We start from the raw sequence: 21,282 nt of genomic DNA, 5'->3' as shown, positions 1-21,282 counted from the left end.
CCCGCCGTGGCGACAGGCTAAAGGGGAAAAAGATCTAATGCTCAGGCAGTGTATTACCGAAAATTTGCCATGAATAATGCTCTTTTTGCATTAAATTCATTTAGTTTTTCGATAGATATATGCGTTTGTCTTAACGGGGACTACAGGGTCTTTAGCATTGTGACTTCGCAGTCGACATGTCCGGTACAGCCCAGCGGCCCGTCGATATGCTCAAAGCCGAGATGCTCATATAAACCAACCGCTTCTTTCAGGAAGGCGGTGGTTTCCAGATAGCAGCGTTTGAACCCCTGCTCGCGGGCGTGATCCAGTGCTATCAGCGCCAACTTTTTCGCCAGCCCTTGGCCACGGGCTGAGGTCATAAAATACATTTTCTGCAGCTCACAAATATCGGGCTCGCTGCAGGTCAGAGGCGCAACGCCGCCGCCGCCAACAATCTGTCCGTTTTGCTCGACCACCCAATAGGCGGAACCCGGCTGGCTATATAGCTGGAAAAGCTCATCCAGATTTGGGTCGGCAACCGTATAGCCTTTATCAGCGGTCAGGCCATATTCTGCGGAGACCTGGCGGATAACGGCGGCTATCGCGGCGTTATCATGGGCAGATAGGCGGCGTAAAGTGAAGGTCTGTGTCGCGGCAAGATTCATAGAATCACTCAATCTTAACTTAAATAACTATACATTGTTTTAATACCATTATTTTTTTAGCGGTGCAAGGAGCGCGTTAAATGCATTGCCGAAAAATGAAAAGATAATATATTCTGTTCGCTCAATGTAGAATACCTTGATTTATTATTTTTATATATGGTTTAAATTACAAGGACGATGTATTTATGAGTATGATCTCAGGGCAGCAACAAAGTCATAGCCATCATTTTGTTTTTCATGGTCAGACATGGCCCTACTTTGTTATTTGTTTGGTTAATGTCATATTGTCTATCATTACTTGCGGGATATTTATTCCATGGGCCTGGGTACGCAGTCGCCGTTACCTTTGTGAGAATATAGCGGTTAATGGCACCGGTTTTGGCTACCATGGCCGCGGGATTACGATTTTACTCAGTTGGGTGCTGATATTTGTTGTACTGATGTTACTTGGTTTAGCGTTAGCCATATTTTACCCCGGAAGCGAGGGACTGGAGGTGTTACTCCTCCTCGTTCTGTTACCCGTAATGATAATAAAAGGGTTAGGCTACCACGCGATGATGACCTCTTTTGGTCAAGTTCGCTTCGGGCTTCAGTGCCATCCGCTTCGCGCATGGTGGGTGATGCTCGGTATGCCTGTACTGATTTATGCGCTAATGGCCGTATTATTTTCAATGCTCGGAAGTAACCTTGGTTTCTACTATGGCGTCAATAGTATGATCCTCAGCATCATTTTCCTGACTCTGCTGGCGCTGTTTATTATTAGTATCACTAATGGAGTGGTTTATAGCCATTGGCTTGAGTTAATTGGTAAAAGTGCTAGCTTGGGAAAAAATAAATTTAATATCTGTATCAGTACAAAACGTTGCATGGTTATATTTTTATGGGCAACGGTAGTCTCATTACCATTTGTTTTGATTTTTATTGTTTTTTTATTTTCTGTATTCTCGCAGATGATTACTGGCTGTATGTTCGGCTTGTGTAGTGAAAACACGGCGCTGCTTATGGTATTGCAGGATCTTGGCGCAGTAGTGGGTGGATACTTCTTTTTCACTATTGGTATCGTGCTATCTACGGCCTATGCCTGGGCGGCTCTACGTAATCATGCGTTGAATAATCTGGTGCTGGGAGATGGCGTTCATTTCCGTTCGACCCTGACGTTTCTCGGTCTTGCTCCGCGTTTATTGGGCCTGACGTTTCTCCCTCTGTTCACGCTGGGGCTGGCTTATCCATGGTTAAAGATTCATCTGATGCGCTATATTGCTGCGAATACTGCAGTGATTGGCGAGCTTGATTCTCTCGATATGGAGCCGGACGTGGCATCTCAGCCTGCGGTATCTGACAAACTGTGCGGCGGAATTTTCCCCATGCTGCCGTTCCTGTAATCCTGTAATGCAAAAGGCCAGAGCATGCTCTGGCCTTATTTTCTTTCGCGAGGAATTACAGCGCGGCGATGACGGCCTGCTGTTCAATCAGCTTCGCTTTCGCTTGTGCATAACCTTCCAGCTTCTCACGCTCTTTGGCGATAACCGCTTCCGGTGCGCGCGCCACAAAGCCTTCGTTGGAGAGCTTGCTTTCGATGCGTCCAATTTCACCTTCGATTTTGGTCACTTCTTTTGCCAGACGCGCCAGCTCATCTTCTTTGTTGATGAGGCCTGCCATCGGGATCAGCAGCTCAGCGCCGTCGATGATTTTGGTCACGGAAACCGGGCCTTTGTCATCGGCTGGCAGCACGGTGATGCTTTCCAGACGCGCCAGGTTCAGCAGGAAGCTGCGGTTGTCGTTCACGCGACGCATTGCAGCTTCGCTGCAACCGCGCAGCAGCAGCTCCAGCGGTTTGCCCGGCGCAATGTTCATTTCCGCGCGGATATTACGTACGGCAACGATCGCCTGCTTCAGCCATTCGGTGTCGGCCAGCGCGGCTTCATCAACCTGGGCCGCATCGTATTCCGGGAATGGCTGTAGCATGATGGTGTCAGCGGTAATGCCGGAGATAACCTTCACGCGCTGCCAGATGGTTTCGGTAATGAACGGGATTATCGGGTGCGCCAGGCGCAGCAGACCTTCCAGCACGGTCACCAGCGTATTGCGGGTGCCACGCAGCTCAGACTCGGAACCACCGGTCATGACCGGCTTAGTCAGCTCCAGATACCAGTCGCAGAACTGGTTCCAGGTGAACTCGTACAGAATGCCTGCGGCGATGTCGAAGCGGAAGTTATCCAGCGCTTCGCGATACGCTTTGATGGTCTGGTTGAATTCAGCCAGGATCCAGCGGTCCGCCAGAGACAGAGTCATTTCGCCGCCGTTAAAGCCGCAATCCTGATCTTCGGTGTTCATCAGCACGAAGCGGCTGGCGTTCCACAGCTTGTTACAGAAGTTACGGTAACCTTCCAGGCGCTTCATATCCCAGTTGATGTCGCGGCCGGTAGAGGCCAGCGCCGCCAGGGTGAAACGCAAGGCGTCGGTACCGTGCGGCTCGATGCCGTCCGGGAACTGCTTCTCGGTACGTTTGGCAATTTTCTCAGCCAGCTGCGGCTGCATCATGTTGCCGGTACGTTTCTCCAGCAGGTCCGGCAGGGAGATCCCGTCAACCATATCCAGCGGGTCAATCACGTTACCCTTGGATTTGGACATCTTCTGGCCTTCGTCATCACGAATTAGACCGGTCATGTAGATGGTCTTAAACGGAATCTGCGGCTTGCCGTTTTCATCTTTGATGAAGTGCATGGTCATCATGATCATGCGGGCAATCCAGAAGAAGATGATGTCGAAGCCAGAAACCATCACGCTGGTCGGGTGGAACTGACGCAGCGCGTCGGTGTTCTCCGGCCAGCCGAGGGTAGAGAAGGTCCACAGCGCGGAGGAGAACCAGGTATCGAGAACGTCTTCGTCCTGACGCAGCGCGACTTCAGCACCGAGGTTATTTTCCTGGCGCACTTCGTCTTCGGTACGGCCCACGTAGACGTTGCCGTCGTTGTCGTACCAGGCCGGGATACGGTGACCCCACCACAGCTGACGGGAGATACACCAGTCCTGAATATCGCGCATCCAGGAGAAATACATGTTTTCGTACTGCTTAGGCACGAACTGAATGTCGCCATTCTCAACCGCTTCAACCGCCGGTTTTGCCAGCACGTCGGCACGGACGTACCACTGGTCGGTCAGCATTGGTTCGATAACCACGCCGCCACGGTCGCCGTAAGGTACGGTCAGGTCGTGTGGTTTAACTTCTTCCAGTAAACCCAAAGCGTCGACAGCGGCAACGACGGCTTTACGCGCAGCAAAACGCTCCAGCTTCTGGAACTCTGCCGGGATGTCGCTTGGGTAAACGTCAGATTCTTCGCCTTTGGTGTCGTAGACTTCCGCGCTTTCGCGGATATCGCCGTCAAAGGTCAGGATGTTGATCATCGGCAGGGCGTGACGACGACCGACTTCATAGTCGTTAAAGTCGTGCGCCGGGGTGATTTTCACGCAGCCGGTGCCTTTTTCCATATCGGCGTGTTCATCGCCAACAATCGGAATGCGGCGATCAACCAGCGGCAGAATCACGAATTTGCCGATCAGATCTTTATAACGCGGATCTTCCGGGTTCACGGCCACGCCGGTGTCGCCGAGAACGGTTTCCGGACGCGTGGTGGCGACCACCAGGTAATCTTTACCGTCTGCGGTTTTCGCGCCGTCGGCCAGCGGATAGCGGATGTGCCACATCGAGCCTTTAGACTCGCGGTTTTCCACTTCCAGGTCAGAGATGGCGGTGCGCAGTTTCGGGTCCCAGTTGACCAGGCGCTTGCCGCGGTAAATCAGGTCTTCTTTGTACAGGCGGACAAAGACTTCTTTTACGGCGTTGGACAGGCCTTCATCCATGGTGAAGCGCTCGCGCTCCCAATCCACAGAGTTGCCAAGGCGGCGCATCTGGCGGGTAATGGTGCCGCCGGATTCCGCTTTCCACTGCCAGATTTTGTCGATAAAGGCATCACGACCGTAGTCGTGGCGGGTTTTACCTTCTTCGGCGGCAATCTTACGCTCAACCACCATTTGGGTAGCAATCCCCGCATGGTCGGTACCGGCCTGCCACAGGGTATTTTTACCCTGCATGCGCTGGTAGCGAATCATGGTATCCATGATGGTTTGCTGGAAGGCATGACCCATATGCAAACTGCCGGTGACGTTCGGCGGCGGGATCATGATGCAGAAGGACTCTTTGCTTTCATCGCCGTTAGGCTTGAAATAGCCCTGCTTTTCCCAGTGCTCGTAAAGCGGCTGTTCGATATCTTGGGGGTTGTATGTCTTTTCCATTATTTCCAGGTTGCCGTGTTCAGGTTGAAACCAGCCATGCGGTACGCTTTATAGCGTTCGCGCGCCAGTTGTTTCAAAGAATCTTCATAAGGGACGAAGTCTATCACTTCTGTGAAAGCGGTGGCAAAATCTGCAAAGTTTAGCCGCAGGCTAATCAAAATATCCCGCGGGCTGCTGTTGCGCTTTTGTGGCCAGGCAATTTCTACCGGCGCGCCGCCGCGCGGACCTTCCCCTGCCAGATTATGCGGAACGAAACTTTCCGCGGGCCTTGCCCATAGCGCTTCATCCAGACGAATCGCCTGCTGCTCGTCTTCGCAAGCGATAAGCACCCGCTTGCCGCTGCGCCAACGTTCTGCGGCAATGTCACACACCAGTTGCTCGACGGCGCTTAAGCCATCCTGTTGTGTATCGTTGTCCAGAAGATAGAACGTTGCGTTTTTCATGATATGGGGCTTCTTGTGGTGATTTTAAATGCGAAACCGGGTGGCAGATGCCACCCGGCTTTCGGGTTTACTCTTCGCCGTTAAAACCGGCGCGGTTTAGCAGGAACTGTGACAGCAGGGCAACTGGTCGACCCGTGGCGCCTTTGGCTTTACCGGAGCGCCATGCGGTACCGGCGATATCCAGGTGCGCCCAGTTGTACTTACGCGCAAAGCGCGACAGGAAACAACCTGCGGTAATCGCGCCGCCAGGACGGCCGCCGATGTTCGCCATATCCGCGAAGTTAGACTCCAGCTGTTCCTGGAACTCGTCGCCAAGCGGCAGACGCCATGCGCGATCGCCCGCCAGTTCGGACGCGCCAATCAACTCATGGGCCAGTGGATTGTGGTTCGACATCAGGCCGGTGATGTGGTGGCCCAGCGCAATCACGCAGGCACCGGTCAGGGTCGCTACGTCGATAACCGTTTCTGGCTCGAAGCGCTCAACGTAGGTCAGCACATCGCACAGCACCAGACGCCCTTCGGCATCAGTGTTCAACACTTCAACCGTTTGGCCGGACATGGTGGTCAACACGTCGCCCGGACGATAGGCGCGACCGCCCGGCATGTTTTCACACCCGGCCAGCACGCCGACAACGTTTAGCGGCAACTGAAGCTCTGCAACCATGCGCATCACGCCATACACCGCCGCCGCGCCGCACATGTCGTATTTCATCTCGTCCATGCCTTCGGCAGGCTTGATGGATATACCGCCGGAGTCAAAGGTCAGGCCTTTACCGACCAACACGATAGGACGCGCGTCTTCTGCCGGGTTACCTTTGTACTCGATAACCGACATCAGTGATTCGTTCTGCGAACCGTTGCCGACCGCCAGATAAGAGTTCATTCCCAGCTCTTTCATCTGCTGTTCGCCGATAACGCGGGTAATGACGTTCTTGCTGTAGGTATCGGCCAGCTGGCGTGCTTGGGAAGCCAGGTAGGCGGCATTGCAGATGTTCGGCGGCATATTGCCGAGATCTTTCGCTGCCTTGATACCGGCGGCAATCGCCAGACCGTGCTGGATCGCGCGTTCGCCGCTGGTCAGCTCGCGACGGGTTGGGACGTTGAAGACCATTTTACGCAGCGGACGACGCGGCTCGCTTTTGTTAGTTTTCAACTGGTCAAAGCTGTACAGCGTCTCTTTTGCGGTCTCAACCGCCTGACGCACTTTCCAGTAGTTATTGCGGCCTTTGACGTGCAGTTCGGTCAGGAAACAGACGGCTTCCATTGAGCCTGTATCATTCAGAGTATTGATGGTTTTCTGAATGACCTGCTTGTACTGACGCTCGTCCAGCTCGCGTTCTTTACCGCAGCCGATAAGCAGAATGCGCTCTGAGAGAATGTTCGGCACATGGTGCAGCAATAACGTCTGGCCAGGTTTACCTTCCAGTTCGCCGCGACGCAGCAGGGCGCTGATATAACCGTCGCTGATTTTATCGAGCTGTTCGGCGATGGGGGAGAGCCGACGTGGTTCAAAGACGCCGACCACGATACAGGCGCTCCGCTGCTTTTCCGGGCTACCGCTTTTTACACTGAACTCCATGCACTATGCTCCTGAATCTTAAAGACAACAATGGTGGCTACAGCTATACTCGTCGTCTTTCAAGTTGCAGATGCGTTGGCTGCGCCTGCTCACCCCTGTCACTTACCTGATGTAAGCTCCAGGGCTTCACAGTCTTGTCGCCTGCCTGCAACTCGAAATCCATAGAGTATAGAAATTGAAAGCTTTCGTAACTCATGTCCGCTGTTGTGGTGACTTCGTGTTAATCTTAACGTTATTACGGCCTTGGTTCGTCAGAAAAGATCCTGATACGCAGAACCAGCAAGTCATTTAATCTTAGCGATGTTTTCGACGACCAAAGAGAATAAATGACGTTTAAGCCATGAAACAAGCTATTTTCCTGCAATAAAACGGGTTTTTACGGGCGTATTTATAGTGATAATCATAAGATATCTGGTTCGTGAGACGCTGAAAAGCCAGTTGGCGATCCTATTCATCCTGCTACTCATTTTCTTCTGTCAGAAACTGGTCAGGATCCTCGGAGCCGCTGTTGATGGCGATATTCCGACAAATCTGGTGCTCTCGCTGTTAGGGCTGGGCGTACCTGAAATGGCGCAGCTCATTCTGCCCCTGAGTTTATTCCTCGGGCTGCTGATGACGCTGGGCAAACTGTATACCGAAAGTGAAATCACGGTGATGCACGCCTGCGGCCTGAGTAAGGCTGTTCTGGTGAAAGCCGCCATGATCCTTGCACTCTTTACTGGCATCGTCGCGGCAGTCAACGTCATGTGGGCCGGCCCCTGGTCATCTCGTCACCAGGATGAAGTTCTGGCGGAGGCGAAAGCCAACCCCGGCATGGCGGCCCTGGCTCAGGGCCAGTTCCAGCAGGCCAGCGACGGTAGCGCGGTGCTGTTTATCGAAAACGTCAACGGCAACCGCTTCAACGATGTCTTCCTTGCGCAACTCAGGCCGAAAGGCAATGCCCGTCCATCGGTGGTGGTGGCGGATACCGGAGAGCTCTCATTGCGTAAAGACGGCTCGCAGGTGGTGACCATGAATCAGGGTACCCGCTTTGAAGGTACCGCGATGCTGCGCGACTTCCGCATTACCGATTTTAAAAATTATCAGGCAGTTGTCGGCCATCAGGCCGTCGCATCTGACCCTAATGATACCGAGCAGATGGACATGCGCACCCTGTGGCGTACCGATACCGATCGTGCCCGCGCGGAACTGCACTGGCGCTTCACCCTGGTGGCGACGGTATTCATTATGGCGCTGATGGTTGTACCGCTCAGCGTGGTCAACCCGCGTCAAGGGCGCGTGCTGTCGATGCTGCCGGCGATGCTGCTGTATCTGGTGTTCTTCCTGTTGCAAACGTCGATTAAATCAAGCGGCGGTAAAGGCAAAATGGACCCGATGCTCTGGATGTGGACGGTCAATCTGCTCTATTTCGCACTGGCCGTGCTGTTGAACCTGTGGGATACGGTGCCGATGCGCCGCTTCCGTGCCCGTTTTAACAAAGGAGCGGCGTGATGCAGGCGTTTGGCGTACTTGACCGTTATATCGGTAAGACGATTTTCAACACCATCATGATGACGCTGTTCATGCTGGTCTCCCTCTCGGGCATTATCAAGTTTGTTGACCAGCTGAAAAAGGCCGGGCAGGGCAATTATGATGCGTTGGGGGCCGGGATCTACACGATTCTTAGCGTACCAAAAGATATTCAAATCTTCTTCCCGATGGCGGCATTGCTTGGCGCACTATTGGGGCTGGGGATGCTGGCACAACGCAGCGAGCTGGTGGTGATGCAGGCTTCTGGCTTTACTCGCTTGCAGGTGGCGCTGTCGGTGATGAAAACCGCTATCCCGCTGGTACTGCTGACTATGGCAATGGGCGAGTGGGTTGCGCCACAGGGCGAGCAGATGGCGCGTAACTATCGTGCTCAGCAGATGTATGGTGGTTCGCTGCTTTCAACTCAGCAGGGTCTGTGGGCGAAAGATGGTCATAACTTTGTCTATATCGAACGGGTAAAAGGCAGCGATGAGCTGGGCGGCGTGAGCATTTACGCCTTTAACGACCAGCGTCGCTTGCAGTCTGTGCGCTATGCCGCATCGGCGAAGTTTGATACCGAGAATAAGCTCTGGCGTCTGTCGCAGGTGGATGAGTCTAATCTCACCGACCCGAAACAGGTCACTGGTACGCAGATGGTCAGCGGGACCTGGAAAACCAATCTGACGCCGGACAAACTCGGCGTGGTGGCGCTGGACCCGGATGCGCTGTCGATCAGCGGCCTGCATAACTACGTCACCTATCTGAAGTCCAGCGGTCAGGACCCTGGTCGTTATCAGCTCAATATGTGGAGCAAGATCTTCCAGCCGCTGTCGGTGGCGGTGATGATGCTGATGGCGCTGTCGTTTATCTTTGGCCCGCTGCGTAGCGTGGCGATGGGCGTGAGGGTGGTAACCGGGATTAGCTTCGGTTTTATCTTCTATGTGCTGGACCAGATTTTCGGCCCGTTAACTCTGGTCTACGGCATTCCGCCGATAATCGGTGCGCTATTGCCGAGTGCCAGCTTCTTCCTGCTAAGCCTCTGGCTGATGATGCGCAAATCCTGATGTAACGCGCCCCCTTCCTGATGTAGAAAGGGGGCGTTTTTTATCGTTTTCGCCCGCCTAGTAAGCTTCCCAGCATTCCCCTGACTATCTGATTCGTCACCTGACGCACCGCGCTTTTGGCTGCAGTTTGCACGATGCCATCGCGCTTACCGCCGCGTGGCCCGGTGGTGCCGAACAGAATGTCTTTTAACCCGCCGAGAAGGCCGTCGTCGCTGTTTTGCTGACCTTTGGCTGGTGGTGACTCCTGCTTGTCAGTCGTAGCCTGAACGCCTTTTTGCAGCATTTCGAACGCCGATTCGCGATCGATCTCTTCTTCATATTTGCCATACAGCACCGAGTGATTAATCAGCCCGTTGCGTTCATCGTCGGAGACCGGCCCCATACGCGAACAGGGGGCGATAACCATTGCGCGTTCCACTACCGATGGGCTGCCTTTTTCATCGAGGAAGGAGATAAGCGCCTCTCCGGTACCCAGCTCCTGGATCGCCTGTTCGGTACTGAATGCCGGGTTGGCGCGCATGGTTTGCGCGGCGGTTTTTACCGCTTTCTGATCTTTTGGCGTGAAAGCGCGTAGGGCGTGCTGCACGCGGTTACCCAACTGGCCAAGCACCGCGTCGGGGATATCCGCTGGGTTTTGAGAAACAAAATAAACGCCGACGGCTTTGGAGCGAATCAGGCGGATCACCTGCTCGATTTTGTCCAGCAGCACCTGCGGCGCATCGTTAAAAAGCAGATGCGCTTCATCAAAGAAAAAGACCAGTTTTGGCTTTTCCCGATCGCCCGCTTCCGGCAGGCGTTCATAAAGCTCGGAGAGCATCCACAGCAGACTGGCAGCGTACAACTTCGGCATCTGGTAGAGCTTCTCGGCGCTGAGGATATTAATCACCCCTTTACCGTTGGCATCGACGCGCATCCAGTCCTGAATATCGAGCATCGGTTCGCCAAAAAAGTGCTCCGCGCCCTGCTGCTCCAGAGTGAGCAGACCGCGCTGAATCGCCCCGACTGAAGCGCTGCTGATATTGCCGTACTGGTTCTGAAACGCTTTGGCATTGTCGCCAATATATTGGGTAATGGCGCGCAGGTCTTTGAAGTCGAGCAGTAGCAGACCACGATCGTCGGCGATGCGAAAGATAATATTCAGCACCCCGGACTGAACCTCGTTGAGGTTGAGCAGGCGGGCCAGCAGCAGCGGTCCGAGGTCAGAAACCGTAGCGCGAACCGGATGGCCTTTTTCGCCAAAGATGTCCCAGACCACTACCGGGTTAGCGTGTGGCTGCCAGTCCGTCACGCCTATTTTCTCCAGCCGCGCCTGCAGTTTTTCCGAACTTTGGCCTGATTCAGCGATACCGGTGAGATCGCCCTTCACATCAGCCATAAATACCGGAACGCCGATTTCCGAAAAAGACTCCGCCAGCTTTTGTAGAGTGACGGTTTTACCGGTCCCGGTGGCGCCGGTAATCAGACCGTGGCGATTGGCCATGGCGGGTAATAAATGCAGCTGTTTCTCCAGCGTGCGTGCAATCAGCAGAGGTGAACTCATCATCGATTTCTCCATTTATCCTGCTGCGAGTATAGGCAACCTGACCACAAATGGAGGGAGAAATCACGCACGCTGGCATTGACTCACTTCAGGCGCAGTGGCGCTGAATTAAGTCGATGCTCTGTTCTATTTCGCGGCGGATGTCGTCTTCGCTCCAGTTTGCCAGCTCAGGCGAGAAAGGTTCGAAGGCATACACGCCCTGGTAGCCGCGCGCTTCCAGATTCTTCACCTGCTCGCAGCTTTGCAGCTGATCCTTCGGTGTCAGCATGATGCGTTCGTTATCCGTGAGCGTCTCGCGGGGGCGGGTATCCTCAACGCCGGAAAGATGTACCAGGCCAATCTCTGCCATATCTACCTGAGCGAACTCTTCATCAGCCTGAGGATAAAGATGGTGGTGGAAGGTATCGATCAGCAGCTTAAACGGCACCCGTGCGTCGTGGATCAGCGTTTGCGCCTGCGCCGATGAACGCAGCGAACTTTGCGGGAAGCCGAGCGGTTCAACCAGCCCGTGAATACCGTAGAAGGCAAATAACGGCGCCAGATCGCGCAGGGCGTTGAGCGTCTCGCTCGCCGGAACCTCGGTGCCATCATTCAGCGGGCACAGCACCAGCGATTTCGCGCCAACGGCTTTCGCCTCTTTCAACAGCGACTCTGTCAGGCTGCGAACCTCTTCGGTGCGACAGTTGAAAGGGTAGACCGCATTGATGGTGAGGATCTCAATATGGTAGCGGTCAGCCAGTTCACGAACCTGCTGAGGGGGGAGATCGTCGGTCACTTTTCCGCCAGGAAGATCGTTACGTAGCTCGACCTTATTCAACCCCAGGCTGTTCACCAGGCGGAAGAAGGCTTCAATACTGAGTGAGGGAGCGATCTTGCGATTGATACAGAAACGCTGCTGTGCGATAGCCATTTGACTCTCCTGACACAAGATGGATCGGGTTCGTTCGATTGCTTCTTAGTCAAAACGTTTATTCCAAAATTAGCAATGAGTGAAATGGTGGTTTTTTGAGCCGACTCGCAAAATAGTTTCCTGGTGTGTTTTTATGACTTCTGTTTCCATGAGGCTCTACGTCTAATCTCTTTCAGTTGTGATTTAGCCTGTAAGGCGACATTTTCTTACAAGAAAGTGCGACCATCATCACCAAAATAGAATTTCATTATACGCAAATATTGAAATATTAATTTCATTTTACTACGGTTATAGCACAGCAGATCCAGCAATGGGCCGTACTGCGTTGGCCCCCGATACCCCATACATATGAGGCGAGAGCATGACTATCACAGGAAACTTTATTGGCGGGAAAACCGTTACCAGCGCCAGCAACAATACGATGCCGGTTTTCGACCCCGCGACGGGCAAAGTGGTCCGCGAAGTCACGCTATCGACCGCGCAGGAAGTGTCTGACGCGATTCAGGTTGCACGCGATGCTTTTGAAGGCTGGTCACGTACCACGCCTCTGCGCCGCGCCCGCGTGATGTTCAATTTTAAAATGTTACTTGAACAGCATGCTGAAGAGCTGGCGGGGATTATCGTCAGTGAACACGGTAAAGTCTTTTCTGACGCGCTGGGTGAGCTGACCCGCGGCATGGAAGTCGTTGAGTTTGCCTGCGGCATTCCGCATCTGATCAAAGGGGAATTCTCATCGGATGTCGGTACCGGCGTTGACAGCTATTCGCTGATGCAGCCGCTAGGCGTGGTGGCGGGAATTACGCCGTTTAACTTCCCGGCGATGGTGCCGATGTGGATGTTCCCGCTGGCGTTGGCCTGCGGGAACAGCTTTGTCCTCAAGCCACCCGCGTTGGCGCCTACTGCCGCAGTGCGTATGGCTGAACTGCTGAAAGAAGCGGGCCTGCCGGATGGCGTTTTTAACGTGGTACATTGCAGTAATGAAGATGCTGAACAGCTCTACAGAGACCCACGTATCGCGGCGGTAAGCTTTGTAGGCTCCTCCGGCGTCGCAGAGCATATTTATAAAACCGCCAGCGCTTATGGTAAGCGAGTTCAGGCATTCGGCGCCGCGAAAAACCACGCGATTGTTATGCCAGACGCCGATCTTGATGCCACCGTCAATGCCATTATGGGCGGCGCGTTCGGTTCTGCGGGTGAGCGCTGCATGGCGTTGCCGGTGGTGGTGGCCGTGGGGGATGAAACGGCAGATAAGCTGATTGCGCGCCTGAAACCGCTGGTGGAGTCGCTGAAGGTCGGTCCAGGCTGTATGCGTGGCAAAGAAGAGAACGAAATGGGACCGGTCGTTTCTGATACTCACCAGAAAAAAGTGCTGGGCTATATCGATAAGGGCGCCAGCGAAGGGGCTACGTTGGTGGTCGACGGACGTAAGCTGAAGGTCTCCGGGTTTGAAGAGGGGTACTACGTCGGCGGAACGCTGTTCGACCACGTGACGCCGGAGATGACTATCTGGCGCGAAGAGATTTTTGGCCCGGTGCTGGGGATTGTCCGCGTGGCGGATTACCACAGCGCGCTGGAGCTGGTGAACAGCCATGAGTTCGGCAACGGTAGCGCCGTCTTTACCAGTAATGGCCACACTGCTCGAGAATTTGTACATGATGTCCAGGCCGGAATGGTTGGGGTCAACGTACCGGTACCTGTTCCGATGGCCTTCCACAGTTTTGGCGGCTGGAAACGCTCCGTATTTGGTGCACTGAACGTGCATGGGCCAGATGGTGTGCGTTTCTATACTCGAATGAAAACCGCCACCGTCCGCTGGCCGCAAGGTCAGCAAACCGTATCTGAGTTCAGTATGCCGACGTTAGGTTAATCGGCGGAGGAGAACGCCATGTCTTTACTGGCTAAAGCAAAACAAGAAGGGCAGATCCAGCACATCACCCCGCAGAGCGCGGGGTGGAAATATATTGGCTTTGATGTCTGGATGTTAAAGAAAGGACAAACCGTTACCCTGGAAAGCGGCGATCGTGAACTGTGCCTGGTGCTGGTTGCCGGACTGGCTTCGGTAAAAACCACGAAAGCCGATTTTCCGAACCTTGGTCAGCGTATGTCACCGTTTGAGCGAACGCCGCCCTGGTCGGTCTACGTGCCGCCGCAGGATAAAGTTGAAGTGACGGCCGATTCAGACCTTGAGCTGGCGGTATGCAGCGCGCCGGGGAAAGGAACGCTTACGGCTCGAGTGATTTCCCCGCAGGATGTGGGCGTTGAACATCGCGGCAAAGGGCGCAACCAGCGTCTGGTGCACAACATTCTGCCGGATAACGTGCAGGCGGACTGCCTGCTGGTGGTAGAGGTTTACACCGATGAGGGCGCGACCAGCTCATGGCCTTCGCATAAGCACGATACGGCACTGCCGGGACAGGAAACCCAGCTGGAAGAAACCTACTACCATCGTTTCGATCCGCCGCAGGGCTTCGCGTTCCAGCGTGTCTATACCGATGACCGTAGCCTGGATGCCTGCATGGCGCCTTATAACCACGATGTAGTGATGGTCCCACGTGGCTATCATCCGGTAGCGGCGATTGCCGGTTATGATAGCTATTATCTGAACGTCATGGCCGGTCCGGACCGCAAGTGGTTGTTTACCTGGGAGGAGGATCATGCATGGATCAACAGCCCTGAGTATCCTCGCCATGATTGATATCCGTAGAGGATAGTCGATGATAAAAAGGCCGGTTAGCGATGCTAACCGGCCTTAAATTTAGCCATTGTTATCGGCCCGTGAAAATGAGGTTTGGTAGCCCGGGCAGGCGCAGCGCGCCGCCCCCGGGAAAAGGCAAAAAGCCTAGGCCAGCTGTTTCGTTTCTGAATCTTTGCTGCTGTTTAGCGCCAGAGAAACCGCCAGCGTCTGGGCCAGGCACAGTGATGCCACCTGCGAACGGAATCCGTCAACCTGCGCCTCGCGTACGACGAAACACACGTCGCTAAAGGCTGCCAGCGGGCTGACCTGACTGTCGGTAATCGCTATCTGCCGGGCTTTACGCTGAGCGCCCAGCTCAACCAGCTCAACCACTTCACGGGCGTAAGGCGAGAAGCTCACCGCGACAACCACATCTTTCGGCCCTACCAGGCTTAGCTGCTCGGTGAACATGCCGCCCAGGCCATCGATCAGAAACGCTTTACGATCCAGATGGCGTAGCGCGTAGGTCAGATAGGAGGCGACGCTAAAGGAACGGCGCAGGCCGATAACGTAGATATTTTCCGCTTCCGCCAGCAATGCCACCGCGCGCTGCAAATCGTCACCGGAGGTCTGCATCGCCAGCTGCTGTAGCGCCTGCGTATTAACCATCGTGAACATATTGAGGATTTCGGTCGGCGTTTCCGGCGGGGAAGAATCATCCGTCGTGGTCTGGCGGAACAGACGGGCACGCTCAGTATAGTTGGCTGTTTCTTCCATCAGATGCTGCTTGAACATCTGCTTCATTTCGTTAAAGCCGCTGAAACCAAAGGCGTTAGCGAAGCGAATCAGCGTTGAAGGAGGAACGTCAGCTTGTTGCGCGATAGAGGCCACGGTGTCAAAAGCCACGCTATTGCTGTTATCCAGAATATAACGGGCTACCTGTTTCAGGCGTTTGCTTAACGTGTCGTAGCGACGCCTGATTTCATCCTGCAAGATGGTAAGTTGGGTCGGATTATTGGCCATAGATTGCGCTCTGAGAAAATAAAAGGAATATAATTTCCAGTGTATCAAATGAAGCGAATTTTTCATTCACTACGGTGAAATACGCGATTCATTTCACGAAGATCCAGAAAAAAGCCCGCATCTTCAGGAGAGGATGCGGGCCAGGTTAGAATCAGCCGCGGGCTTCACGCCAGTAGCCGATGAGCGTGAGATAGTTGCGTTTCACTTCGTCAATCAGCGCCTCGTCACTCAGTTCTCCCTGCATCCAGCGGCGCGATGGCTGGCCAAAGATGGTACGACCGACGGCAAAGCCTTTGATCATCGGATGCTTCGCCGCTTCGGCAAAACCGGCGCGCAGGCGATCTGATGGCGCATCCAGACCGAGGATCAGGATCCCACGGCACCAGCGGTCTTCACGTTCGATAAGCTTGCTGATTTTCTCCCACTGAACGCTCGACAGCGGCGGCAGCTTCCACCAGTCCGGCTGAATGCCGAGCTGATAGAAGTGCTCCAGCATATCGTGGTAATGGCGTTCATCTTTATCCGGACCGTTCTCCGGCAGTATGATTTCCAGCAGCAGCTCATGCCCGGACTTGTTGCATGCCTGCCAGACTTCCAGCAGCAGCGCATCCTGCTCGGCGCGCAGCTCAGCCGGATCGGCCGGGTGATAGAAGACCAGGCATTTCACCACGTGCTCCAGCGGCCAGTCGATCAGCTGGGAACCGATGTTGCCGTGCTCCAGACGCAGCGGGCGCGAGCTCGGCATTTCGATCGGCCGACCGATCCACCATCCCTTGCCGGTGATGGCATTCAGCGAGCTTTGACCGTAGGTGCCATCGGCGAGAATACCGCTGCGTCCATCAAGACCTGCTTCTTTGGCTGCGCTTTCCGCAGCCGCCAGGAGCAATAGCTTCAGCTGTGGAATGCAGGATTCATTACGCCCGGTTTCCTGAGCGAGATCCGACAACTGCTTACGGTGGTCAAAGGCGAAGATGCACAGCTCCGGCCACGCCTGACGGCGGCTGGTGACGCGATGGAGATGGTTAAGGCGGTCGTCGATATCCGGACGCGGGACCGATTCTGCCCGCGACAGGTAGTCATCAAGCTCGACTTTGGTCGGCATCGCTGGCGCACAGCCGTGGCGTGATACGACCAGTGCGCCGCAGGCGTTAGCGTAGCGACAGGCCTGCTCCCAGCCTTCATCATTAAGCCAGCCACGCAGCAGACCGGACATAAAGGCATCGCCAGCACCCAGTACGTTAAGCACTTCTACACGCACGCCTTGCTGTAGCGGTACGCTATCCCAGCTGTCAGGAATGGCGCCTTCCAGAACCACGCAGCCCATCGGACCGCGTTTGCAAACCAGCGTTGCTTTCGTGGCGTTACGCACGTTTTTCAACGCGGTCAGCGTATCGGTACTGCCTCCAGCAATATGGAATTCTTCTTCTGTACCGACGACTAAATCGAACAGATGCAGTACTTCCTGAAGCTGGCTGGTCACCTGGCCCGACTCAACGAAACGCGTTTCACCATCGCCTAAAGAAGTTAGCCCCCAGAGCACCGGGCGATAGTCGATATCCAGTGCGGTACGCAGGCCGTGACGGCGGGCATATTCCAGCGCTTTCAGTACCGCTTCACGCGTGTTGGCGTGTGAAAGGTGAGTGCCGGTTACCGCCAGAGCCCGGGAAGATGCGATGTACTCTTCTTTAATGTCTTCTGGCGATAGAGCCATATCGGCGCAGTTATCGCGGTAAAAAATCAGCGGGAATGTCTCCTGATCTTTAATCCCCAGCATCACTAACGCCGTCAGGCGCTGCTTATCCGTGATTAAGTATTCCGTATCGACGCCAGCGCGGCTAAGCGTTTCACGTAAAAAACGGCCATTGTGTTCATCGCCCACGCGGGCAAGCATCGCCGATTTTAATCCCTGAATGGCGGTGCCGAAGGCGACGTTGCCGGAAGAGCCACCCAGGTATTTAGAAAAACTGGCAACATCTTCCAGCCTCGCGCCAATCTGCTGGGCATAGAGATCGACTGCCACCCGGCCAATACAGATGACATCGAGTCGCTTTACTGCTGCATTCATAGCTAGGGTTTCCTTTTGCATTTCTGCTGTACGGAAGAGTCGGAATGCCGACAGCGTCTCCGAAAACAGCCTGAGGGTTATTGGTTCCCCTTAGTTTGAGAAATAAATATTTCATTTGCAAACTAGATCGAAATTAAAAAACCAAAAATGTGAGGGATATACCACTATGCCGCGCTGAGCCTCATTCTGTCTAAGATCCTGCACGGTGACTGAAAATAGAACAGAGGTGAGTGCAGTATCTTTCTTTACCTATGATTTTTAAGGGGATATCAAAGGAAAAACCTCGTAAATTGAGCGTCATCCCGTATGCAAGATGCCAATGAAACGGGTGAAATGCATAGAGAGTTTGATCCTTCTCGCAAAATGAAATATTTTTTCTGTATTTCTATTTAATGAAAAAAATGTTTGCCTATAATCCAAAAGTATTCCAGTGACGTTAACGATTTCCCTGACTCATCGCTTGTATCGCTGTGCAGGGCAAACGCGAACCCACACGCAAATACTGAACAATAAGGATTGGGCAACATGGGCAAACTGAGACTGACAATGGCGCAGGCGCTGGTGAAGTTCCTGGATAACCAGTACCTGGAAGTGGATGGCGAAGAGCATAAATTCGTAAAAGGCATCTTTGCTATCTTTGGCCACGGCAACGTTCTGGGGCTGGGTCAAGCTCTGGAACAAGACAGCGGTGAAATGCAGGTCTATCAAGGGCGTAACGAGCAAGGAATGGCACATGCCGCGACCGGTTTTGCCAGACAGTCTCTGCGCCGTCAGATTATTGCCTGCACCTCTTCCATCGGCCCTGGCGCAGCGAACATGATTACCGCCGCTGCAACCGCCACCGCCAACCGTATCCCTCTGCTGCTGCTGCCTGGCGATGTGTTTGCTACTCGTCAACCGGATCCCGTTTTACAGCAGATCGAGCAGAGTCATGACCTGAGCATTACCACCAATGATGCGTTTCGTGCGGTGAGCAAGTACTGGGATCGTATTACTCGTCCGGAACAGCTGATGAGTGCCTGCGTGAGCGCGATGCGCGTGCTGACCGACCCGGCGGAAACGGGGGCTGTTACCCTGTGTCTGCCGCAGGATGTCCAGGGCGAAGCCTGGGATTATCCAGAGTCCTTCTTTACCCGTCGCGTACATCGTCTTGACCGTCGCCCGGCCAGCGCCGCGCAGTTGGCGGATGCGGTTGCGGCGATTAAAGCCAGCCGTAAACCGCTGATCGTCTGCGGCGGCGGGGTGAAATACTCCGGTGCAGGCGAGGCGTTGACCCGTTTTGCCGAGCGTTATGGCGTTCCATTTGCTGAAACTCAGGCCGGGAAGGGCAGCGTGGTCTCTTCGCATCCATTTAACGTTGGCGGCGTCGGTGAAACCGGCTGCCTGGCGGCGAACCTGCTGGCGAAAGAGGCGGATTTAGTGATTGGCCTCGGCACGCGTTTCAGCGATTTCACCACCTCGTCGAAATGGATTTTCCAGCATCCGGGCGTGCGCTTCCTCAATATTAACGTCAGCAACTTCGATGCCTGGAAGCTCGATGGTATTCCGATGCTGGCGGATGCTCGTGAAGCCCTTGAAGCCCTGGATGACGCTCTGTCCAGCGACACCTGGCAGGCCGCATGGGGCGAGCAGATCGAAAGCGTACAGAGCCGCCAGCTGAAAGAGACTCAGCGCGTTTACCAGGCGGTGTGGCAGGAAAAATCTTTTGTACCGGAAATTGACGACCATCTGGATCGTGAATCGGTGTATCGCGAATTCCGCCAGATAACCGACTCAACTCTGACGCAAAGCAGCGTTCTCGGCGTGTTAAATGAAACGCTACCGGCGGATGCAGTGATTGTGGCGGCAGCGGGAAGCCTGCCGGGAGACCTGCAGCGCGTCTGGCGTAACCGGGCGACCAACACTTATCACGTGGAATACGGCTACTCCTGCATGGGCTATGAAGTCAGCGCCGCGCTAGGCGTGAAGTTAGCCCAGCCGCAAAGTGAGGTCTATTCACTGGTCGGCGACGGCTCGTTCATGATGCTGCACTCCGAGCTGGTGACCTCCCTGCAGGAGCGCGCGAAGATCAACATCGTGCTGCTCGATAACATGGCTAACGGCTGCATTAACAATCTGCAAATGGAGCACGGAATGGATAGCTTCGGCACCGAGTTCCGCTTCCGCTGCGCCGAGTCTGGCCAGCTGCAGGGCGGCCTGGTACCGGTAGATTTCGCCACCGTCGCTTCCGGCTACGGCTGCAAAACCTGGCGCGTCACGACGCTCGATGAGCTACGCCATGCGCTGGATGCCGCGCGCCGCGAAACCGTCAGCACCCTGATCGACATTAAAGTGCTACCGAAAACCATGGTGCACAAATACGGCAGCTGGTGGAACGTCGGCGTCGCGCAGTCGGCACTGTCCGAGCGGATCCGCAAAGTAGCTGAAATGATTAATGAAAAACGCGCTCAGGCGCGGGATTACTAAAACAGAACACAAACCCTGAACCCTACAAATCTCGGGAGAAAACCAACTATGTCACTCAAATTAGGTGTCATCGGTGCCGGCGCTATCGGTAAAGAACATATCCGCCGCTGCACTCAGGTATTACAGGGCGCTACGGTGGTAGCGGTTTCGGATATCAACGAAGAGAACGCGCGGGCCGCGGTTGCGCTGCCGGGCGTACATGCAGAAGTGTATGCCGACGGTCATGACGTGATTAAGGCCAGCAACGTGGATGCCATCCTGGTCACTTCCTGGGACCCAACCCACGAAGAATACACCCTGGCCGCTATCGCCGCCGGTAAGCCAGTATTCTGCGAGAAGCCGCTGGCGATGAGCGCGGAAGGCTGCCGTCGTATTGTTGATGCGGAAATGAAAGCCGGTCGTCGTCTGGTGCAGGTTGGGTTTATGCGCCCGTATGACGAAGGCTATCTGGCGCTGAAAAAAGTGATCGATGACGGTGATATCGGCGCGCCGCTGATGCTGCGCTGTGCGCACCGCAACCAGTCAGTGGGCGAGAACTACACCACCGATATGGCGATCACCAACACCCTTATTCACGAGCTGGACGTTCTGCGCTGGCTGCTGGACGATGATTATCTTTCGGTGCAGGTGCGCTTCCCGCGCTCGACCTCACACACTCATGCGCGCCTGAAAGATCCGCAGATTGTGTCGTTCGAAACCAAGAAAGGCACTCTGATCGATGTTGAAGTGTTTGTGAACTGCCAGTACGGCTACGACATCCAGTGTGAAGTGGTGGGGGAAACCGGTATTGCTCGCCTGCCTGAGCCGTCAGCGGTGCAGATGCGTAAATCCGCTAACCTGTCGACCGCCATTCTGGTCGACTGGAAAGACCGCTTTATTAAAGCGTATGACGTTGAATTGCAAGCTTTCATCAACGATGTTCAGGCAGGTCAGCTGCACGGCCCATCGGCCTGGGATGGCTATGCTGCATCCGTTGCCGCCGACGCCTGCATCAAGGCACAGGGTACCAGTGAACCGATAAAAGTGACGCTACCGGAGTGCCCGGCGTTCTACAAAAACTAAGCACGCTTTG

General features: G+C 54.5%; 15 protein-coding genes. 7 read left to right on the top strand and 8 right to left on the bottom strand.

All coding sequences use genetic code 11. The features are described 5' to 3' along the window. Window positions 1–140 precede the first annotated feature (140 nt). Window positions 141–644, bottom strand: coding sequence for a GNAT family N-acetyltransferase (locus tag QVF11_RS17640; protein WP_287858476.1), 504 nt, complete (start codon window positions 642–644; stop codon window positions 141–143). 185 nt (window positions 645–829) lie between these two features. Between QVF11_RS17640 and QVF11_RS17635 the strand changes: the two genes are divergently transcribed. Further along, window positions 830–2,026: a YjgN family protein gene (locus QVF11_RS17635; RefSeq protein WP_287858475.1), complete on the top strand. Its 1,197-nt coding sequence runs from the start codon at window positions 830–832 to the stop codon at window positions 2,024–2,026. A gap of 55 nt (window positions 2,027–2,081) precedes the next feature. On the opposite strand, the gene QVF11_RS17630 is transcribed toward QVF11_RS17635, so the two are convergent. The 3 genes from QVF11_RS17630 to pepA form a co-directional block, all read right to left on the bottom strand. Continuing rightward, window positions 2,082–4,937, bottom strand: a complete 2,856-nt coding sequence (locus tag QVF11_RS17630) for a valine--tRNA ligase (RefSeq protein WP_287858474.1) — start codon at window positions 4,935–4,937, stop codon at window positions 2,082–2,084. Then, window positions 4,937–5,380 carry a DNA polymerase III subunit chi gene (holC, locus tag QVF11_RS17625; RefSeq protein ID WP_004098129.1) on the bottom strand — a complete coding sequence of 148 codons (444 nt, stop codon included), beginning with the start codon at window positions 5,378–5,380 and terminating at the stop codon, window positions 4,937–4,939. The genes QVF11_RS17630 and holC overlap by 1 nt, the downstream gene beginning before the upstream one ends. 67 nt (window positions 5,381–5,447) lie before the next feature. Then, the gene (gene pepA, locus QVF11_RS17620) at window positions 5,448–6,959 is read right to left on the bottom strand and encodes a leucyl aminopeptidase (protein WP_112216273.1); all 1,512 of its coding nucleotides are present in this window, start codon (window positions 6,957–6,959) and stop codon (window positions 5,448–5,450) included. Between the two features lie 393 nt (window positions 6,960–7,352). Here pepA and lptF point away from each other — a divergent pair, with 393 nt between their 5' ends. Then, window positions 7,353–8,450, top strand: coding sequence for an LPS export ABC transporter permease LptF (gene lptF, locus QVF11_RS17615; RefSeq protein WP_110276612.1), 1,098 nt, complete (start codon window positions 7,353–7,355; stop codon window positions 8,448–8,450). Then, window positions 8,450–9,532 (top strand): LPS export ABC transporter permease LptG, encoded by a 1,083-nt coding sequence (gene lptG / locus QVF11_RS17610; protein WP_112216274.1) that lies wholly within the window; start codon window positions 8,450–8,452, stop codon window positions 9,530–9,532. The genes lptF and lptG overlap by 1 nt, the downstream gene beginning before the upstream one ends. Before the next feature lie 40 nt (window positions 9,533–9,572). Here lptG and QVF11_RS17605 read toward each other — a convergent pair whose 3' ends face one another. After that, the gene (locus QVF11_RS17605; protein ID WP_287858491.1) at window positions 9,573–11,072 is read right to left on the bottom strand and encodes a helicase HerA-like C-terminal domain-containing protein; all 1,500 of its coding nucleotides are present in this window, start codon (window positions 11,070–11,072) and stop codon (window positions 9,573–9,575) included. 88 nt (window positions 11,073–11,160) lie between these two features. After that, window positions 11,161–11,982, bottom strand: coding sequence for a TIM barrel protein (locus QVF11_RS17600; protein WP_287858471.1), 822 nt, complete (start codon window positions 11,980–11,982; stop codon window positions 11,161–11,163). Window positions 11,983–12,343: 361 nt separating this feature from the next. On the opposite strand from QVF11_RS17600, the gene QVF11_RS17595 reads away from it, so the two are divergent. Together QVF11_RS17595 and iolB are read left to right on the top strand one after the other, a co-directional pair. Next, window positions 12,344–13,849, top strand: a complete 1,506-nt coding sequence (locus QVF11_RS17595) for a CoA-acylating methylmalonate-semialdehyde dehydrogenase (RefSeq protein WP_112216276.1) — start codon at window positions 12,344–12,346, stop codon at window positions 13,847–13,849. Between the two features lie 18 nt (window positions 13,850–13,867). Continuing rightward, the gene (gene iolB, locus QVF11_RS17590) at window positions 13,868–14,677 is read left to right on the top strand and encodes a 5-deoxy-glucuronate isomerase (protein WP_112216277.1); all 810 of its coding nucleotides are present in this window, start codon (window positions 13,868–13,870) and stop codon (window positions 14,675–14,677) included. 144 nt (window positions 14,678–14,821) lie between these two features. On the opposite strand, the gene QVF11_RS17585 is transcribed toward iolB, so the two are convergent. Next, the gene (locus QVF11_RS17585; protein ID WP_110276618.1) at window positions 14,822–15,679 is read right to left on the bottom strand and encodes a MurR/RpiR family transcriptional regulator; all 858 of its coding nucleotides are present in this window, start codon (window positions 15,677–15,679) and stop codon (window positions 14,822–14,824) included. A gap of 151 nt (window positions 15,680–15,830) precedes the next feature. Continuing rightward, on the bottom strand, window positions 15,831–17,744 hold the full coding sequence (locus tag QVF11_RS17580; RefSeq protein ID WP_112216278.1) for a bifunctional 5-dehydro-2-deoxygluconokinase/5-dehydro-2-deoxyphosphogluconate aldolase: 1,914 nt from the start codon (window positions 17,742–17,744) through the stop codon (window positions 15,831–15,833). A gap of 525 nt (window positions 17,745–18,269) precedes the next feature. Between QVF11_RS17580 and iolD the strand changes: the two genes are divergently transcribed. Together iolD and iolG are read left to right on the top strand one after the other, a co-directional pair. Continuing rightward, the gene (gene iolD, locus QVF11_RS17575) at window positions 18,270–20,210 is read left to right on the top strand and encodes a 3D-(3,5/4)-trihydroxycyclohexane-1,2-dione acylhydrolase (decyclizing) (protein WP_287858468.1); all 1,941 of its coding nucleotides are present in this window, start codon (window positions 18,270–18,272) and stop codon (window positions 20,208–20,210) included. Window positions 20,211–20,258: 48 nt separating this feature from the next. After that, window positions 20,259–21,272 carry a bifunctional inositol 2-dehydrogenase/D-chiro-inositol 1-dehydrogenase gene (iolG, locus tag QVF11_RS17570; RefSeq protein WP_112216280.1) on the top strand — a complete coding sequence of 338 codons (1,014 nt, stop codon included), beginning with the start codon at window positions 20,259–20,261 and terminating at the stop codon, window positions 21,270–21,272. The last annotated feature ends 10 nt before the right edge of the window (window positions 21,273–21,282 follow it).

Source organism: Klebsiella sp. (assembly GCF_027492335.1).
Lineage (GTDB): Bacteria > Pseudomonadota > Gammaproteobacteria > Enterobacterales > Enterobacteriaceae > Klebsiella > Klebsiella huaxiensis.
This window is presented reverse-complemented; position numbering and strand designations above follow the sequence as displayed.

Coding starts and splice junctions, on each gene's coding strand:
- QVF11_RS17640 (WP_287858476.1), bottom strand. CDS start 644: ATGAATCTTGCCGCGACACAGACCTTCACTTTACGCCGCCTATCTGCC.
- QVF11_RS17635 (WP_287858475.1), top strand. CDS start 830: ATGAGTATGATCTCAGGGCAGCAACAAAGTCATAGCCATCATTTTGTT.
- QVF11_RS17630 (WP_287858474.1), bottom strand. CDS start 4,937: ATGGAAAAGACATACAACCCCCAAGATATCGAACAGCCGCTTTACGAG.
- holC (WP_004098129.1), bottom strand. CDS start 5,380: ATGAAAAACGCAACGTTCTATCTTCTGGACAACGATACACAACAGGAT.
- pepA (WP_112216273.1), bottom strand. CDS start 6,959: ATGGAGTTCAGTGTAAAAAGCGGTAGCCCGGAAAAGCAGCGGAGCGCC.
- lptG (WP_112216274.1), top strand. CDS start 8,450: ATGCAGGCGTTTGGCGTACTTGACCGTTATATCGGTAAGACGATTTTC.
- QVF11_RS17605 (WP_287858491.1), bottom strand. CDS start 11,072: ATGAGTTCACCTCTGCTGATTGCACGCACGCTGGAGAAACAGCTGCAT.
- QVF11_RS17600 (WP_287858471.1), bottom strand. CDS start 11,982: ATGGCTATCGCACAGCAGCGTTTCTGTATCAATCGCAAGATCGCTCCC.
- QVF11_RS17595 (WP_112216276.1), top strand. CDS start 12,344: ATGACTATCACAGGAAACTTTATTGGCGGGAAAACCGTTACCAGCGCC.
- iolB (WP_112216277.1), top strand. CDS start 13,868: ATGTCTTTACTGGCTAAAGCAAAACAAGAAGGGCAGATCCAGCACATC.
- QVF11_RS17585 (WP_110276618.1), bottom strand. CDS start 15,679: ATGGCCAATAATCCGACCCAACTTACCATCTTGCAGGATGAAATCAGG.
- QVF11_RS17580 (WP_112216278.1), bottom strand. CDS start 17,744: ATGAATGCAGCAGTAAAGCGACTCGATGTCATCTGTATTGGCCGGGTG.
- iolD (WP_287858468.1), top strand. CDS start 18,270: ATGGGCAAACTGAGACTGACAATGGCGCAGGCGCTGGTGAAGTTCCTG.
- iolG (WP_112216280.1), top strand. CDS start 20,259: ATGTCACTCAAATTAGGTGTCATCGGTGCCGGCGCTATCGGTAAAGAA.